The sequence below is a fragment of the Streptococcus mitis genome (assembly GCF_023109105.1).
In the GTDB taxonomy this organism is placed as follows: Bacteria; Bacillota; Bacilli; order Lactobacillales; family Streptococcaceae; genus Streptococcus; species Streptococcus mitis_BW.
The window spans coordinates 54,503-68,779 of the sequence record NZ_JALDTZ010000004.1 but is presented as its reverse complement, the minus strand read 5'-3'; the positions used below and the strand labels follow the sequence as shown (position 1 = coordinate 68,779).

The following is a 14,277-nucleotide window of genomic DNA, read 5'->3' as shown; positions in this document are numbered from 1 at the left end:
ATTTTCTCCTTTTAATTTTCAATTGGCATGAAGTTTCCGACTATTTTTCCAATGATTCTTGGATCTTCTTCAAATGGTGCGAATTTATCTTTATATTTGTTATTGATGGAGACGAGTCTAAGACCGTCTTTTTCTTTATAGACTTTCTTGATATAAGTTTGACCGTCCCAATCAACTGCATAAATGGCACCATCGTAGTCAAAACCTGTTTCTTTGATGAGAACGACCTCTCCATTCATGTACTTAGGCTCCATGGAATCTCCAAAAACCCAAGAAGCAAAATCGTGGTCTAGGTCTTTGTCGTAAAAAACAGTGTCATAGTTCCCATCGTTGAAGTATGAGAATCCAGTACCAGCTGAAAGTTTTTCAAAAACACGGTATTCAAAAAGCTTTTCCTCAATTGTGATTACTTTATTATTTTGCTCTTTCAATTGTTCGTTAGCGTAGTTAAGAACCTTTTGTTTTCTCGGAGTTGATAGCTTGACAACCTTTTCAGTAATTTTGTGAACCAACGGGGAGGTTGGGATTTTCAATTCTTGTTGATTGTCTTCCCATCCCATCAAATCTCCAGGTGATACATTTAATTTGTCAGCGATTTTTTTTAATACTTCAGGTCCAACCTTCTCAATATCTCCTTTTTCGTACCTAAAAATAGTAGAGCGAGAGACACCTACACTTTCTGCAAGCTCGTCCGCAGACATTTTCAACGCTTTTCGACGTTGTTTTATTCTTTCTCCGACATTCATTTTTTTACCCCTTATTATATATTACACAATAATTTTACAACATTAGTCGCAAAAATGCAATATAAAAAGTTTCAAAAACGCGATTTTCTTGTTGACATTTCCTTTTTTATCAGTTATACTTAAAACAACAAGTCGCACAAATGCGACAAACAGAAAGGAGCAGATATGGTAAATGTATCGAAATTAAAAGGAAAAATTATCGAACGCAATACTACTCAAGAGGCTTTAGCAAAAGATATTGGGATTGATAAGAGTACGTTCTATAGAAAAATGAAACAAAATGGTAGTTTCTCTATACAAGAAGTAAACTTGATTGTTTCTTCCCTCAATCTTTCAAAAGACGAAGCTTTATCTATTTTTTTTAGCGAAACAGTCGCATAAGTGCGACAATCGAAGAAAGGAACACTATGAACGAACTAGAAAGAAAAGCCCTCAATGAAGTGTTGAGGACCGTTAGACTTATAAATGAAAAACTCGCTGAGATTGGGGAACTGCAAAGTCAACAAGAGCTAGCTATTTCTTATCTTCGGGGAATAATGGATTCCTCTGAAATTGGTTAGTTTTACCTTGGATTTGCTGAATAATTGACTGATAGTCAATTTTTGATGGTTTAAAATCAAAATCATGCGTGTGTACGAGAGAAGAATAAGACTGTTGGTTTTCTAACAGATTTAGTATCTTGTTTAGCTTTTTAGTTAGCTTGTCATCAAGCTCTTCTAATGTAACGCTTTTATCAATGCGACTTTCAGGCATTTCAAAGTTTTCAAAGCTTTTCATTTTAGCTTTTAAATCCTTTTTGGATTGCTCGATTTTTCCAACAGAAAGGTTATAAAAAACAGTTCTTTGGGATATAACATCAAAAGGAAGTCTATTACCTGCTTGTATGATAGGAACTAAGGGGAGTTCTAATGCTTGTCGAAATCCTAGTTCATAAAATGCATTCGGATTGTGGCCTGTCATATCCGCTACAACCATTGGAGCGGTCTTGAGATAGTTAATGATAGTTTCATTGATATTATCAACTGCATCTACTTGGTCAACTCGTACTGGTTTATATCCTAATTCTTCACAGACTGGGGATATCAGGTAAGAAAAAACCTCATCTGCTCTATCTCTAGTTTCTGTTCCAGATTCGCCAATAGCAGTTACAATAAAACAAATTTTTTCAGTCATATTTTCTCTCCAATCGTTTTTATTTCATTATACCAAATTTAGAAAGGAACTTTATGAACGAAATTTTTAATTTTCACGGGCAGGAAGTCCGTACTTTGACAATTGATGACGAGCCGTGGTTCGTTGGGAAAGATGTTGCAGATATCTTAGGATATAGCAAGGCTAGAAATGCGATTGCTCTTCACGTTGATGAAGAGGACGCCCTAAAACAGGGCATCCCTACTAGTGGTGGAATACAGGATATGTTGATTATCAACGAATCTGGTCTCTACTCTCTTATCTTATCCAGTAAATTACCTCAAGCGAAAGAGTTCAAGCGCTGGGTGACATCAGAGGTCTTGCCAGCTATTCGCAAGCAGGGCGGTTTCATTCGCGAGGATTTGGACGAGGATGCCTTCATTGCTCTGTTTACTGGCCAGAAGAAATTGCGTGAGCAACAGGCGACCATGCTAGAAGACATCGACTACCTCAAGAGCGAGCAACCGATTCATCCAAGCTATGCTCAGTCGCTACTGAAGAAGAGAAAGGCTAGGGTTGTGGCATGTCTGGGTGGTATTGATAGCCCAGCTTATGCGGATAAGATTTTTGCTCAGTCGGTATTTAGACAAGCTGAGATTGATTTCAAGGATCATTTTAATATTAGTCGCTATGACCTGCTACCGAAAAAGTTTGCAGAAGCCGCATTGGCCTACTGGATGACGTGGGAGCCAAGCACCAATACTAAGATGAAAATCATGGAACTGAACGCTTTTAGCCAAGCGTAGGGGTAGGCATGGAAGATAAAATCATTGAACTTGCTGATTACTTCATCAGCGAATCTACAACGTACAGAGAAGCTAAAATAGCGTGTGAGAAGCTATTTAGACAAGTCAGCCATGAGATAGAACTCAGGGCTATGGAAAGTAAAACAGTTTGACAACAACACAAAAAAGCACCTAACGAAGTCAGGCGCACACTTAAATTATTAAAACCATTATATCACAAAAATGCTTGCCCGCATAGTTGAGAGGATGTAAAAAATGGAAGGTATAACGCTACAATTACGATTGGACGGCGAAAGTGCTGAATTGTTCACGAAACAATTGTTAGCCTTTGCTGAGAAGCAAGTCAGGGAGCAGTTAGAGAATGATCGCATGCCAATCAATCAACAGGCTTTGATGAAGAAGTTTGGCTTTAATCATGCCTATGTTAAGAAGTTAGAACGTAAAGGCTTAAGATTTCGTAAGCAAGGGAAAGATATTATGTACGATATCAATGATGTTTATGAGATTTTAGAGTTAGAAAAAGAAGTACGAAAATTAAGAGCATAAGGAGAGAATAATGTACGAACCACCATTAATTAACCAACTTTTAGGAACTGGCGCAGTGATTTTAGGTTTTATCAGCGCAGGGATTCTAGTTCATCAGTTAGAAAAACAAAAAGAGGAAGAAAGACGATTGCAAGAAGAACGGGACACGCAAGTGATTAGAGATTGCAATGAAATCCTTGAGATGGGGCGTGAGATTGAGCGCCAAGAAATTCGTAAGAATATCCGTCGGGAGTTCAAAGGATTTACGTTTGACAATGAACGTCCTGAAGGCTTACGTCCTGAACCTCTAGCTTTGCCAGAACCTAAAATGCACATCTTGAATTGAGGAGGTCAGGAAATGGAAGAATTGATTGAATGGCTGTTGTGGCATGAGAGAGTGAATATTGAAATGATGTCGTCTGATGAAGAGAAGTCTGATTTTGAAATATATTTAGAGGACGAGAATAGGAAAATATCACTTATCAAAGAATATCTGGCTGACTATGAAAAACTAGCTAAGGACTATCGTGATGTGGTCTCTGAAAATAAGCTGTTAAAGGTTGAGAAGATGGCGCTAGAGGGTATGCACATCTATGAAGATATGCGGATGAAGTACCGTGCGAACCGTAGGAAGTGGGGTGCTAGGTATGTCTGAAATCAAGTGGATAAAAATCACAACAGATATTTTTGACGATGAAAAGATTTGTCTGATTGATGCCTTGCCTGATCCTGACGCCATTCTAGTGATATGGTTCAAAATTTTGACACTTGCTGGGAAACATAACAGTAGTGGATTGTTGATGATGACTGATAAGGTTCATTATACAGATGAAATGTTAGCTACTATTTTTCGTAGACCATTGAATACTGTCAGAATGGCTTTGGGAGTATTTGAACAGTTCGGGATGATTGAGATTATTGACGGTGTCATCACTTTGCCTAATTGGGAAAAGCATCAAAATATTGACGGAATGGAGAAAATCAAGGAACAGACACGTAACCGTGTAGCAAAATACCGTAAAAAACAGAAAAATCTTGCTCTTGGTAACGTTACAGGTAACGCTACAGTAACGGACGGTAACGCACTAGAAGAAGATAAGAATAAGAATAGATTAGATAAAGATAAGAGTAAGAAAAGAATAACTACTACTAATAGTAGTGGTAGTGAAGAAAATATCTTAGAACTTTTTCAATCTGAATTTCGCAGACTCTTATCTGGATTTGAGATTGAAGAAATCAACCATCTACTAAATGAGAATGATGTGGATTTGGTAAAGGAAGCACTGAAGACTGCAATCAACTCAGGAAAACCTAATATCAAATACATAGGTGGTATTTTAAGAAATTGGCAGATGAACAATGTCACGACTGTGGAGCAGGTTCGCCAATCCGAAAAGAAAAACAAGGATAAGAAAGAAGAACAGGAGGCCAAGGACGAATGGGGGTATTAGAACTGATTGAGCAATTCGAGATAGACTACTATCCATTGAGCTACGAGAAGAAGACTCTTTTAGCGAACCAGCCAATTCATCAAGTGGTTGCCTGCTTGTCCGAAATGGCCAGCTGGCAGGAATGCGGAGGTCGGCTAGTATGGTAGAAAATGTATTTGAGGAAATCGCCTTATCTTATCGCAGGAATACAGAACAACAGGAAGAGCTTTGCGAAAAGCACAACATTCCTTTGATAAAGATATTGAGAACTGAGAGTGTTGTGTGTCGTATGTGTGAATCTGAGCGGATCCATGAAGAGAATCAGGCAAGGGTTAATGAACTGGCCAACGCTGAGAATGAGCGAGAGAGGAAATACTATCTTGAGAAGTTCTCTCTTTACGATGAGGTTTTAAAAAATGCGACTTTGGACAATTTTGAGACCCCAACCGAAAAAGAAGCGGAGAAGCTAGCTTTTGCAAAGAGAATTTGTCGTGAATGGTCCGAGGGAGCTAGAAACAACATTGTACTTCAGGGAGAAGCTGGAACTGGCAAGAGCCATTTGGCCTTTGCTATGGTTAAGGCTCTATCTGAGTACACGAAAGAGATTGCTATTTTTATCAACGTGACTGACCTGCTGATGAAGATTAAAGCTGATTTTAGTCAGGAAGAGTTCCTGGTCAACAAAATTGCTAGCGCTAAGTTTTTGGTTTTGGATGATTTGGGTATGGAGAAGGATAGTGAGTGGTCGTTTACTATTCTCTACAATATCCTGAATAAGCGTTCAAATACAATCATTACCACGAATTTGATTTCTGCTGATATTCAAAAAAGATATGGCAGACCCTTTATGTCCAGACTGATGAAGGGGGTAGATAAAGATCATTTGATGGTTTTTAATGATTTGACAAACAAGCGGAAGCAATATTTTTAGAACAGAGGTGATTGATGTTTATTTTAAAACATGGGACAAGAGAGGATAAGCCATTCTTGAGGTCCGCAATTATCGGTGTGACTGGCTTGGACATTTCATGTTCAGAAGAGAAGAAAGCCTTGCGGTTTGTTTCTCGGGCGGCAGCCTTACAGGTTGGCAAGGCATTGAGGGGTTCCTTTGGGAACTTCTACCCGGTCGAGGTGGAGTGATGTTAGAGCTCTACTTCGTCTACAACGGGCACTGCAAGTTTTACCTTGGGACGTTTGACAATGTCGATGATCTCATTGAGCAGATGGAAGACCATCAATGGGCTTTCTCGGCTATCACTCATCCAAGGTTTCAGAAGCACATTGGTCAGCGGACGACACGGTTTGACTACGGTGCTAAGGATTGTTACTATTTAGCAACTTTTTCAGGAGGAGAAGAAAATGATTGAACTTTTTAAAGAATTTGGAATGGCTATTCTGTGGCTATTTCTCGGCTATTTAGTCGGGGAACGTGCAGCAAGAAAGGACAAGAAAGATGATCAATAATGTTACGTTAGTAGGTCGCTTGACGAAAGACCCTGAATTGAAATATACGCCGTCGAATGTGGCGGTTGCAACCTTTACTCTGGCGGTCAATCGGAACTTCAAGGGAGCCAATGGCGAGCGAGAGGCGGACTTCATCAACTGTATGATGTGGCGCAAGCAGGCGGAGCTGTTTGCGGAATGGTGCAAGAAGGGCAATCTGGTCGGTGTGACTGGTCGCATCCAGACAAGGAACTACGAGAATCAGGAAGGGCGCAGGGTCTATCTGACTGAGGTTATCGCAGAGAATTTCGAGCGACTTGAAAAGCGTGATGATACAGCTAACCGTTCGAACATTGAGGAACAAATGCCAGGATATGCCCTTGAAGAAGATGATTTACCGTTTTAGTGAGAGGTAAGAAATATGTTTGGAATGTCCTATCAAGAAATTCATCTCTTTGTTGAATTTTTGAAAGAGCAGTACGGGCAAGGTCGCCCAGACTATATTGAAGCACTGAACGACTTAGACGGTCTGGTGGAAGTCTCCTATAGAGAAGCTATTGAAAGATTTTTAGAAGATGAAGTATGATAAACAAACAGTCATTGACGGATTGAAACGGACAATAGAACAAAACGAAGAGAAGATAATCGAGTATTCGAAACCGTGCGATTCACGCAAGAGACGGAGTAGAGCTCTGGAGCGCGATTTGTTGAAGAAAAAGAACAAAGAATTGAGGAAGAAAATAAAGGAGTTGGAAGATGAATAAGCAGGAATTAAGAACGAATAAACAAGAATTAATTTCGAAATATGAGTTGCTTAAAAATAGCTATAATTTTAAAGTTGTAGCAACAGACGGTATAATAAGCGATTTGAAGCGTTTAGACGAACCAGAAACAGGTCATGCAGACGAAGCTCCACGCTATCTCAAGAACATATTAGCACGATTACGAGAACTGCCAGACCATGATCGTGAAGTTTGGCTAAAGGCTATCATGAGTGAATTTAAACAGGATTTTAGTCATGCAAAATGGCGTGAAGGTTATGAGCAAGGCAAACTTGAAGGTATGGTTGAACGTGAAAAAGTCAAAGTTAAGAAGTTTGTGGCGGATTGGTATGAGGAACACAAAGACGAATTTGAGTACAATGTGTGGGATTGGTTATCTTCAAAAAGCGAGTCGGGAAAGATTGATAGTAAGTTCGCTTTTTGGTTAAACGACGTAGATAATAAACCTATTCAAACCCTTGTCAACATGCACCAATTCGGCTACGAGGTCGAGGAAGAGAAAAAGTATTATGTAAGGTTTAAATGGATTGAAGACTCATATAGTTACTTAACCTTGATTAAGCACCTTCACGCTTGGACGTTAAAAAATATAACACTAGATAAAAAATTTCGTTCAGAACACACTCGCAAACAACTAGAAGACGCAGACTTCGGCTGGGTGTTCGATTGCCCAGGCGTGGAAGTCGAGGAGGTGGAGTGATGGGAGATATACGAATACTAGATGCGTGCTGTGGGTCTAGGATGTTCTGGTTTGATAAACAAGAGCCACACACAACATACATGGATAGACGTGAAGAAGAATTTGAAATTCACAAAAAGAAAATCAATGTTAAGCCAGACATTGTTGCAGATTTTCGAGATATGCCATTTGATGATGAAACATTTAACCTTGTTGTATTTGATCCGCCACACCTTTTATGGGCTGGCCAGAAATCGTTTATGCGTGCGCAATATGGTCAGCTAGACTTGTTGACTTGGAGATTAGACTTGCAACAAGGTTTTGAAGAATGTTTTAGGGTCTTGAAAATAGGTGGAACACTTATTTTTAAATGGTCCGATGCCCAGGTAAACGTTAAGGAAATTTTGGAATTAGTTCCGCATCAACCACTTTTCGGCCAACAACGTGGGACGACGCATTGGATGACGTTTATGAAATTTGAGGAGGTCACAGAATGAAACGATTCATAGCTATCTGGATTCTTGTCTCTGCTGGATTGAACATCTGGCAGATGGACAGGATTCGAGATTTGGAAGAGAAGAAGCCAATGGTCGTCTACAAGGCGGATAACGCAGGTGCTGAGATATTTGGTAGAGTCCTTGAGAAAGGACGGCATGGGAAGCTGTATACAGTGACTATCAGAGATTACGGGGTGTTCGTAGTTACTAGAGAGCAATTTGAGAAAATCAGAGTAGGGGATGAGGTAATGTTATGACGTTTGTTGAACACAATAACCGTGAGAAAGCCAATAAATTTGCCGAGTATGTGACGGGTAAGCCTTTACGTCAATACTTAGCTCAAAAAGTCAAACAATATTGTGGTGAGAATGTATCTGTTTTTGATGGTGCAGCAGGATCTGGACAGCTAGAGCAGTTTATCAGTATGACTGATTTTCATGCGGTAGAAATTCAGGAGGAAAGTTGTGAAGCGTTGAAAAGCAATTTTCCTCATGCAGTCGTGAGTAATCAGAGTTTTTTCACTTATCAATCAGATATACAAGTGGATGCAATTGCAATGAATCCACCTTATTCTCTGAAATTGAAAGATTTACCAGAAGAAGACCAACAGGCTATTAAAGAATTGTTCCCGTGGAAAAAGTCAGGTGTTGTTGATGATATTTTTCTGTTGAAGTCGATGACCTACACGAAACGATACGGATTCTATATCATGTTTCCTGGTATTGCTTACCGTCAATCTGAAAGGAAATTGAGAGAGCTGGTAGGGAATAACCTTGTTGAATTGAATGAGATTCAAAATGGATTTGAAGACACATCTATCAACGTGATTTTCTTAGTCATTGACAAAGAAAAAAATAGTCCTGAGATTTCAAAAGAGATATATGACTGTAAGACCCAAAAGATTGAATACCAAGAATCTGATACATTGGATTCGGATTTTAGATGGGTTGCGCCAAGCAAGCCTGTAGAGAAGGAAGAAATAGACATTGACCAAGTAAATGCGGAACTAGACCAAATGGCAATCGACCACCTTGAAAAACATTTAGCTAGTCAATTGATGTTGATTCAGTTTTTTAATGCAGATATTGATTTAAAAGCTTTCATAACGAAATGCCACAAGGTCTTAGATGATTATTTATTGGCTTATAATTTTGCAGTAGGATTAGAATGAAACCAGACAATATAAAAAAGTATGGATTACTAGACGTTTGTGGCTTAATTCCAGGTAAGCGTGGTAAAGTTAGCGAAGGTGCATATTATATTTATGGCGCTGGTATGAAAGCAAAGGGAACTACAGATAAATTCAATTGTGAGAGCGACACAATCCGCTTGACTCGCAAGGGTACGGTTGGTGCTGTTTATTTTCATCGAGATCCATTTTGGATGGACGATGATAGCTTCAGAATTGAGCCAAAAGAAATGATAGATAAGCGATATTTATTTCACTGGCTGTTGATGAAACGGGAAGAGATAGAACGTTGTGCAGACGGCGACAATCAACCAGGGTTGTCACTAGCTAGATTGTCAAAGATAAAGATTGACGTCCCTGATATGGGATATCAGTTGAAAGTTGTTAAGTTGTTGGATGAAATGAGTGCAGATTTGGAATTTTTTATAGACAACATCACACAAACAAAGATGAACCAAAGCAAGGTTTTGAGTTACTATAACGAGAAAATCGGAATGGCTTTAGAAAGAGAATAAGAGGTATTACTATGAACACACTAGAAAATGTAAAACAATGGTTTATTGACCGTGATTTAGAAAACGGTGGACGGCTAGACAAGCAGTCTTTGAAATTAAGCGAGGAGTTCGGTGAGTTATGCGCAGGCTATCTCAAGAAGAATGAGCAGTTAACCAAGGACAGTATCGGAGATTGTGCAGTCGTAATTGTCGGGCTGGCCTTGTTGAGCAAAATAGATGTGCAGGAGATTTTTGATGCTTCTAAAGTATCTTTTGAAATAGATGTGCTTAGTTACTTCAAATTTTTAAACTCAGACATCAGTAACTTTCAACTGAGTTGTAACTGGGAAAACAAACTGATATGCAAGGATTTTCTATCATCTTCTATCAATTGGTTAAAATTAATCAGTACATCGCTAGGTTATAGTTTCGAAGAATGCTTTAAATTAGCTTACCAAGAAATCAAAGACCGCAAGGGTCGTTGGATTGACGGTACGTTTGTCAAAGAGGAGGATTTGCCGAATGAAACCAAGATTTAGAGCGTGGGATGTGTTAGCAGAAAAAATGATTGATGAAATACTGATGATTTCATTTGTCAGAAAGGAAATCATAGGGAAGTTTAGCGATGGCTCTACATCGGTTCCGTTAAAATTTGAAGATAAGCGAAATGGAGAAGATGTTGTCCTCATGCAATCAACAGGGCTCAAAGATAAGAACGGTAAGGAGGTCTTTGTCGGAGATATTATCAAATGTACAAGAGGATGCCTGCACGAAGTCTATATAGAAAAAGAATATGGCGGTACGTATTGGGGAGGAATGCCAGCTGTATACCTAAAAGACTTAAGAGAAGGATATGCGTGGACTGAGCATGAAGAAATCATCGGCAATATTTGGGAGGATGGTGATTTAATTGACGGTAAAAAGACAAGCGAAAATTGATTTTAGCAATGAGTGTGAATGTCTTGTTGATTATTCTGAATTAGAGAAGGCAATCTTGTGGTATCAGCAAAAACCTACTTTGGGAAGAAAAAAGATATATTTACACGGTCTCTATCCTGCTGTTTCAATTCATAACGAAAAGATTCATATACACAGACTTTTAATGCAATACTGGTTGAAAACAAGAATTCCATTTGAGTATAGTGTGCATCATTTGAATGAGAACAAGTTAGACTCAAGAAAAGAAAACCTTTCTCTTATTCTAAATAAAGCTCATAACAGTAAACATAATAAGGGGAGGGTTTTTTCAGAAGCTCATAGACAAAAAATTGGCAAGGCTAATCATAACAGGAAAGGTATGAAGATGAAAAAACGAGTCCTCATACCAAAAGAGGAATTAAAGGTGTTTGTTAAAGAAGGTAAGTCAATAAATTGGATCGCATCATATTATGGGTGTGATTGGTCTACTGTTAGAGCGAGAATCTACGAAAACCCAGAGCTTTTGGAGGATAAGGAATGAGACCAAAAAGATACCCGTTCAGTGGTGCTAAAAAAGAGAGTGAAGCTAAGAAGATATCGTTAATGCTTAAGAAAGTCGATGAATCAGACTTGAAAGGAAGTGTTTGGGCGGAGCCTCTACCTCTCTATAGAAAAACAAGAGTCCATGTAGAGATAGAGGGTTATGGAAAGAAAATCATAACCGAATTTAAAACAGATGACATGAATTTTTTCAGAAAAACTTTATTCTTTAAGAGGGCATTATTCAAAAGAGCTGAAATGATGTCTCAGTTTGATTTTAGAGAAACAACAATCGAAGAATGGAACCGAATAATCTTAGAACTTTTGGAGGCTATCAAATGGACCCAGAAATAATTGACAGCATAAACAAACCAAATCATTACATCGGGACTCATGGTCTCGAAGTAAAGGATGTTACAGCTAATTTCATCAAAGGCAAGACTGAAATGGAAGCGCACCGCTGGTGCAGTGCAGTTGAGTATTTACTTCGCTACAAAGAGAAGAACGGTCTTGAAGACCTGAAGAAAGCCCGTAAGAACCTTGACTGGTTGATTGAGGAGATGGAACATGAGTGAATACGCTTTGTATCAAGGTGATACGTTCATTACCATGGGGACTCTCGCTGAAATCAGCAAAGAAACAGGTATTGCTGAAAGGATGTTGAAGTATTATACTTTTGCATCCACGCAAAGAAGAAATCCAAATGGTAGAGCTGTCGTAAAGATTGAGGTGGATGATGAGTGATAATAAATTTAGCAATCAAATTAGATTGTGGCGAAAAGCCAAAGGTCTAAAGAAAGTTGAAGCTGCTAAAATCTTTGGGGTTACCCCAGAAACTATTTGTCATTGGGAAAGCGGAAAAGCACAACCGCAAGATGGGGATATGTTTGTTATTTGCGAAAAATTGAATCTTGACCCTCGTATATTTTTGAGAAAAAAGACAAATCCTTTTGCCGAAATGCTAAAAAGAAAGCGATGCGAGTTGGGATTGACTCAAAGTGAATTGGCTATTAAATTAGGGTATTGCAGAGATACGATAGCCAAGTGGGAAGCAGGCCGTAGCATTTCTAAATGCGCATTGGAAGATATCTGTACTTTCTTTGGAATTGAGATATAAAAAAAGAACCAGCACACGGCTGACCCTCAAACAACAAAATCATTAAGACTATTATATCATGAGGAGGAGTTCGTGTGCAAATAGAATTATTGGATATCATCGATGAAAAGAAAACCAGAAAGGAAGCTATCAAAGTCCTTAAAAAATACAGTCGTCTGAGACGGATTGCTGGAGAAGAATACGCTCCAACAATAACAATATCCTACTCGCTTGAACCAAGATCATCAAGTGGCAAGACAAGCAAGCAGGTAGAAAGTATGGTTGTGCGTAGAGTGTCAGCTCAGCAGGATTTAGAGTTAATTGCCAAGGCAATTAATAATCTTTCAGATTTGGAATATACACGTATTCTTGTTGAACGATACTGCAGGAATAAAAAGAGGGAAGACTATAGCATTTATTCAGAACTAGGCTACTCATCTAGTGAGTATTATCGGATATTGAACAAAGCTCTGTTAGAGTTTGCGGAGTCCTATCAAGCAAGCAACCTTCTAGTTTACAAGTGATTTCTGGGAAAATCTTGGGAAAAATCTGGGAAAATCTTGGGAGAATTGGAACAGAAAAAGGTGCTAAAATAGTATTATCCAATGATTGGCAACGAACAGTCATGAGGACTCCTAAAAATACAGAGGCTTCGGCCTCTTAGACAGTAAGGACAGGTTAGCAGGTTGTTTGGGTCTCCTTGAAACTTTTACCAAGCGTACGTTTTACTGCTAGACCAGCTGGTTCAATTCCAGCTACTGTCATATTCAATGCCACGACCAGTGGCTTTTTATGTAGGAAGGAGAGGTACATGAAGAAAGTAGAACCAATTCGTGATCTAGATGATATCGAACGAATGAAAAATTATTTAAAATCAAAAAGTGAACGAAACTATATTCTCTTTTTATTTGGAATATACTCAGGTTTACGAGTAAGCGATATTGTTCCTCTTCAAGTAAAACATGTTACCCAAGACAGAATAGAGATCAAAGAGAAAAAGACAGGGAAAGTAAGAAGGTTCGCAGTTAACCCAGAGTTAAGAAAAGCCTTGAACCGCTACATAAAAGAAAACAATCTTGAAAGTTACGACTACCTCTTTCCGAGCAGGAAGAAAGTGAGGGGTGATGGACTTAGAATCAAGCATATAGGAAGAGTAGCTGTGTATCAATTTCTAAATGATGCAGCAAATCATTCTGGACTTGAACACATTGGTACTCACTCGATGAGAAAAACATTTGGGTACCATCACTATAAACAGAATGGTAATATAGCTATCTTAATGCAGATACTTAATCACTCTGCACCAGATATAACATTGGACTATATAGGCTATAATCAAGATGAAATAGATGAAAGTATGCTTACTTTTACGTATTAAAAGCATGTCTATTTATCATATTGAGAAACGGTAAATTCAATAAATCAGAAATGTAGTTGAAGCATTGCCTAGACTGGGTTAAAGCAGGTTCTCTCGAAAGTCACAAAATATAAGATATGTTAAATACAAGAGGGGGTGGGTGCACTAAAAACACCCCTGCTTTGAAAGATACCGAGGGGGTACATTTGAGAATACCAACCCCCTCCCTTAAAAAGAAAGGACCCCCTCCCCAGATGAATACCAACCCCCTCCGAGCGGACCGTAGTGGACCACATAGAGTGGCCTTTGAGAAGAACAAGAAGATTATCTTAAAGACAAGAAATACTTGTGGGATATGTGGTCAGCCTGTAGATAAAGACCTGAGATATCCTCATCCATTAAGTCCAGTCATTGACCACATCGTTCCAGTAAATAAGAACGGACATCCATCTGACATTGCTAATTTGCAGTTGGCGCATTGGCAATGTAATAGACAGAAGTCTGACAAGTTGTACGCTGATGAAAAAACAAATGGAACTAAAATAATTGGCAATAGGAACTTGCCACAGAGTACAGATTGGTTTAAGTATAAGGGTTAAAAACAAAACGTGATTAAAAAAGGACGAGCGGTCCTGCCAAGGTGG

31 protein-coding genes are annotated in these 14,277 nt (G+C 38.8%); 29 read left to right on the top strand and 2 right to left on the bottom strand.

Features of this window, described 5'->3' with window-relative positions:
• Positions 1-11: 11 nt before the first annotated feature.
• On the bottom strand, positions 12-746 hold the full coding sequence (locus M1F37_RS03980) for a helix-turn-helix domain-containing protein (protein ID WP_001100508.1): 735 nt from the start codon (positions 744-746) through the stop codon (positions 12-14).
• Positions 747-911: 165 nt separating this feature from the next.
• Here M1F37_RS03980 and M1F37_RS03975 point away from each other — a divergent pair, with 165 nt between their 5' ends.
• A complete protein-coding gene (locus M1F37_RS03975) occupies positions 912-1,127 on the top strand; it encodes a DUF739 family protein (protein WP_247934812.1) in 216 nt (71 codons plus the stop codon).
• A gap of 132 nt (positions 1,128-1,259) precedes the next feature.
• Here M1F37_RS03975 and M1F37_RS03970 read toward each other — a convergent pair whose 3' ends face one another.
• Positions 1,260-1,919: a hypothetical protein gene (locus tag M1F37_RS03970; protein WP_247934811.1), complete on the bottom strand. Its 660-nt coding sequence runs from the start codon at positions 1,917-1,919 to the stop codon at positions 1,260-1,262.
• Between the two features lie 53 nt (positions 1,920-1,972).
• Here M1F37_RS03970 and M1F37_RS03965 point away from each other — a divergent pair, with 53 nt between their 5' ends.
• The 28 genes from M1F37_RS03965 (at position 1,973) to M1F37_RS03835 (ending at position 14,232) form a co-directional block, all read left to right on the top strand.
• Positions 1,973-2,683, top strand: a complete 711-nt coding sequence (locus tag M1F37_RS03965; RefSeq protein ID WP_247934810.1) for an ORF6C domain-containing protein — start codon at positions 1,973-1,975, stop codon at positions 2,681-2,683.
• 8 nt (positions 2,684-2,691) lie between these two features.
• Positions 2,692-2,835 carry a hypothetical protein gene (locus M1F37_RS03960; RefSeq protein ID WP_167747524.1) on the top strand — a complete coding sequence of 48 codons (144 nt, stop codon included), beginning with the start codon at positions 2,692-2,694 and terminating at the stop codon, positions 2,833-2,835.
• 103 nt (positions 2,836-2,938) lie between these two features.
• Complete coding sequence (locus tag M1F37_RS03955; RefSeq protein ID WP_247934809.1) at positions 2,939-3,229, top strand: hypothetical protein; 291 nt, start codon at positions 2,939-2,941, stop codon at positions 3,227-3,229.
• 10 nt (positions 3,230-3,239) lie between these two features.
• The gene (locus M1F37_RS03950; RefSeq protein ID WP_247934808.1) at positions 3,240-3,554 is read left to right on the top strand and encodes a hypothetical protein; all 315 of its coding nucleotides are present in this window, start codon (positions 3,240-3,242) and stop codon (positions 3,552-3,554) included.
• 12 nt (positions 3,555-3,566) lie between these two features.
• The gene (locus M1F37_RS03945) at positions 3,567-3,863 is read left to right on the top strand and encodes a hypothetical protein (RefSeq protein ID WP_419991948.1); all 297 of its coding nucleotides are present in this window, start codon (positions 3,567-3,569) and stop codon (positions 3,861-3,863) included.
• Complete coding sequence (locus M1F37_RS03940) at positions 3,856-4,659, top strand: phage replisome organizer N-terminal domain-containing protein (protein WP_247934807.1); 804 nt, start codon at positions 3,856-3,858, stop codon at positions 4,657-4,659. Before M1F37_RS03945 ends, M1F37_RS03940 begins: the two co-directional genes overlap by 8 nt.
• Positions 4,647-4,805 (top strand): hypothetical protein, encoded by a 159-nt coding sequence (locus tag M1F37_RS03935; protein ID WP_247934806.1) that lies wholly within the window; start codon positions 4,647-4,649, stop codon positions 4,803-4,805. Before M1F37_RS03940 ends, M1F37_RS03935 begins: the two co-directional genes overlap by 13 nt.
• The gene (locus tag M1F37_RS03930; RefSeq protein WP_247934805.1) at positions 4,799-5,569 is read left to right on the top strand and encodes an ATP-binding protein; all 771 of its coding nucleotides are present in this window, start codon (positions 4,799-4,801) and stop codon (positions 5,567-5,569) included. The genes M1F37_RS03935 and M1F37_RS03930 overlap by 7 nt, the downstream gene beginning before the upstream one ends.
• Positions 5,570-5,583: 14 nt before the next feature.
• Positions 5,584-5,778: a hypothetical protein gene (locus M1F37_RS10070; RefSeq protein WP_261443442.1), complete on the top strand. Its 195-nt coding sequence runs from the start codon at positions 5,584-5,586 to the stop codon at positions 5,776-5,778.
• Positions 5,778-6,005 (top strand): hypothetical protein, encoded by a 228-nt coding sequence (locus tag M1F37_RS03925; RefSeq protein WP_050231352.1) that lies wholly within the window; start codon positions 5,778-5,780, stop codon positions 6,003-6,005. Before M1F37_RS10070 ends, M1F37_RS03925 begins: the two co-directional genes overlap by 1 nt.
• Before the next feature lie 86 nt (positions 6,006-6,091).
• Positions 6,092-6,487, top strand: a complete 396-nt coding sequence (gene ssb, locus M1F37_RS03920) for a single-stranded DNA-binding protein (protein WP_247934804.1) — start codon at positions 6,092-6,094, stop codon at positions 6,485-6,487.
• A gap of 24 nt (positions 6,488-6,511) precedes the next feature.
• A complete protein-coding gene (locus tag M1F37_RS03915; RefSeq protein WP_247934848.1) occupies positions 6,512-6,667 on the top strand; it encodes a hypothetical protein in 156 nt (51 codons plus the stop codon).
• Positions 6,657-6,845, top strand: coding sequence for a hypothetical protein (locus tag M1F37_RS03910; protein ID WP_247934803.1), 189 nt, complete (start codon positions 6,657-6,659; stop codon positions 6,843-6,845). Before M1F37_RS03915 ends, M1F37_RS03910 begins: the two co-directional genes overlap by 11 nt.
• The gene (locus M1F37_RS03905) at positions 6,838-7,563 is read left to right on the top strand and encodes a DUF1642 domain-containing protein (RefSeq protein WP_247934802.1); all 726 of its coding nucleotides are present in this window, start codon (positions 6,838-6,840) and stop codon (positions 7,561-7,563) included. The genes M1F37_RS03910 and M1F37_RS03905 overlap by 8 nt, the downstream gene beginning before the upstream one ends.
• Entirely contained in the window at positions 7,563-8,039 is a 477-nt protein-coding gene (locus M1F37_RS03900) for a class I SAM-dependent methyltransferase (protein ID WP_247934801.1), read from the top strand. The genes M1F37_RS03905 and M1F37_RS03900 overlap by 1 nt, the downstream gene beginning before the upstream one ends.
• Complete coding sequence (locus M1F37_RS03895; protein ID WP_247934800.1) at positions 8,036-8,296, top strand: DUF1372 family protein; 261 nt, start codon at positions 8,036-8,038, stop codon at positions 8,294-8,296. Before M1F37_RS03900 ends, M1F37_RS03895 begins: the two co-directional genes overlap by 4 nt.
• Positions 8,293-9,210: an N-6 DNA methylase gene (locus M1F37_RS03890; protein WP_247934799.1), complete on the top strand. Its 918-nt coding sequence runs from the start codon at positions 8,293-8,295 to the stop codon at positions 9,208-9,210. Before M1F37_RS03895 ends, M1F37_RS03890 begins: the two co-directional genes overlap by 4 nt.
• Positions 9,207-9,743 (top strand): restriction endonuclease subunit S, encoded by a 537-nt coding sequence (locus tag M1F37_RS03885; RefSeq protein ID WP_247934798.1) that lies wholly within the window; start codon positions 9,207-9,209, stop codon positions 9,741-9,743. The genes M1F37_RS03890 and M1F37_RS03885 overlap by 4 nt, the downstream gene beginning before the upstream one ends.
• An 11-nt stretch (positions 9,744-9,754) precedes the next feature.
• Positions 9,755-10,261, top strand: a complete 507-nt coding sequence (locus M1F37_RS03880) for a MazG-like family protein (RefSeq protein WP_247934797.1) — start codon at positions 9,755-9,757, stop codon at positions 10,259-10,261.
• On the top strand, positions 10,245-10,661 hold the full coding sequence (locus M1F37_RS03875) for a YopX family protein (RefSeq protein ID WP_247934796.1): 417 nt from the start codon (positions 10,245-10,247) through the stop codon (positions 10,659-10,661). The genes M1F37_RS03880 and M1F37_RS03875 overlap by 17 nt, the downstream gene beginning before the upstream one ends.
• Positions 10,633-11,181 carry a hypothetical protein gene (locus M1F37_RS03870; RefSeq protein WP_247934795.1) on the top strand — a complete coding sequence of 183 codons (549 nt, stop codon included), beginning with the start codon at positions 10,633-10,635 and terminating at the stop codon, positions 11,179-11,181. The genes M1F37_RS03875 and M1F37_RS03870 overlap by 29 nt, the downstream gene beginning before the upstream one ends.
• Positions 11,178-11,534 carry a hypothetical protein gene (locus M1F37_RS03865; protein ID WP_247934794.1) on the top strand — a complete coding sequence of 119 codons (357 nt, stop codon included), beginning with the start codon at positions 11,178-11,180 and terminating at the stop codon, positions 11,532-11,534. Before M1F37_RS03870 ends, M1F37_RS03865 begins: the two co-directional genes overlap by 4 nt.
• On the top strand, positions 11,519-11,755 hold the full coding sequence (locus tag M1F37_RS03860) for a DUF3310 domain-containing protein (RefSeq protein WP_173234105.1): 237 nt from the start codon (positions 11,519-11,521) through the stop codon (positions 11,753-11,755). The genes M1F37_RS03865 and M1F37_RS03860 overlap by 16 nt, the downstream gene beginning before the upstream one ends.
• Positions 11,748-11,924 carry a hypothetical protein gene (locus tag M1F37_RS03855; protein WP_247934793.1) on the top strand — a complete coding sequence of 59 codons (177 nt, stop codon included), beginning with the start codon at positions 11,748-11,750 and terminating at the stop codon, positions 11,922-11,924. Before M1F37_RS03860 ends, M1F37_RS03855 begins: the two co-directional genes overlap by 8 nt.
• The gene (locus tag M1F37_RS03850) at positions 11,917-12,297 is read left to right on the top strand and encodes a helix-turn-helix domain-containing protein (RefSeq protein WP_247934792.1); all 381 of its coding nucleotides are present in this window, start codon (positions 11,917-11,919) and stop codon (positions 12,295-12,297) included. The genes M1F37_RS03855 and M1F37_RS03850 overlap by 8 nt, the downstream gene beginning before the upstream one ends.
• 74 nt (positions 12,298-12,371) lie before the next feature.
• Positions 12,372-12,800: an ArpU family phage packaging/lysis transcriptional regulator gene (locus M1F37_RS03845; protein WP_247934791.1), complete on the top strand. Its 429-nt coding sequence runs from the start codon at positions 12,372-12,374 to the stop codon at positions 12,798-12,800.
• A gap of 287 nt (positions 12,801-13,087) precedes the next feature.
• Positions 13,088-13,654 (top strand): site-specific integrase, encoded by a 567-nt coding sequence (locus M1F37_RS03840; protein ID WP_138700361.1) that lies wholly within the window; start codon positions 13,088-13,090, stop codon positions 13,652-13,654.
• Positions 13,655-13,887: 233 nt separating this feature from the next.
• A complete protein-coding gene (locus M1F37_RS03835; RefSeq protein WP_247934790.1) occupies positions 13,888-14,232 on the top strand; it encodes an HNH endonuclease in 345 nt (114 codons plus the stop codon).
• Positions 14,233-14,277 lie beyond the last annotated feature (45 nt).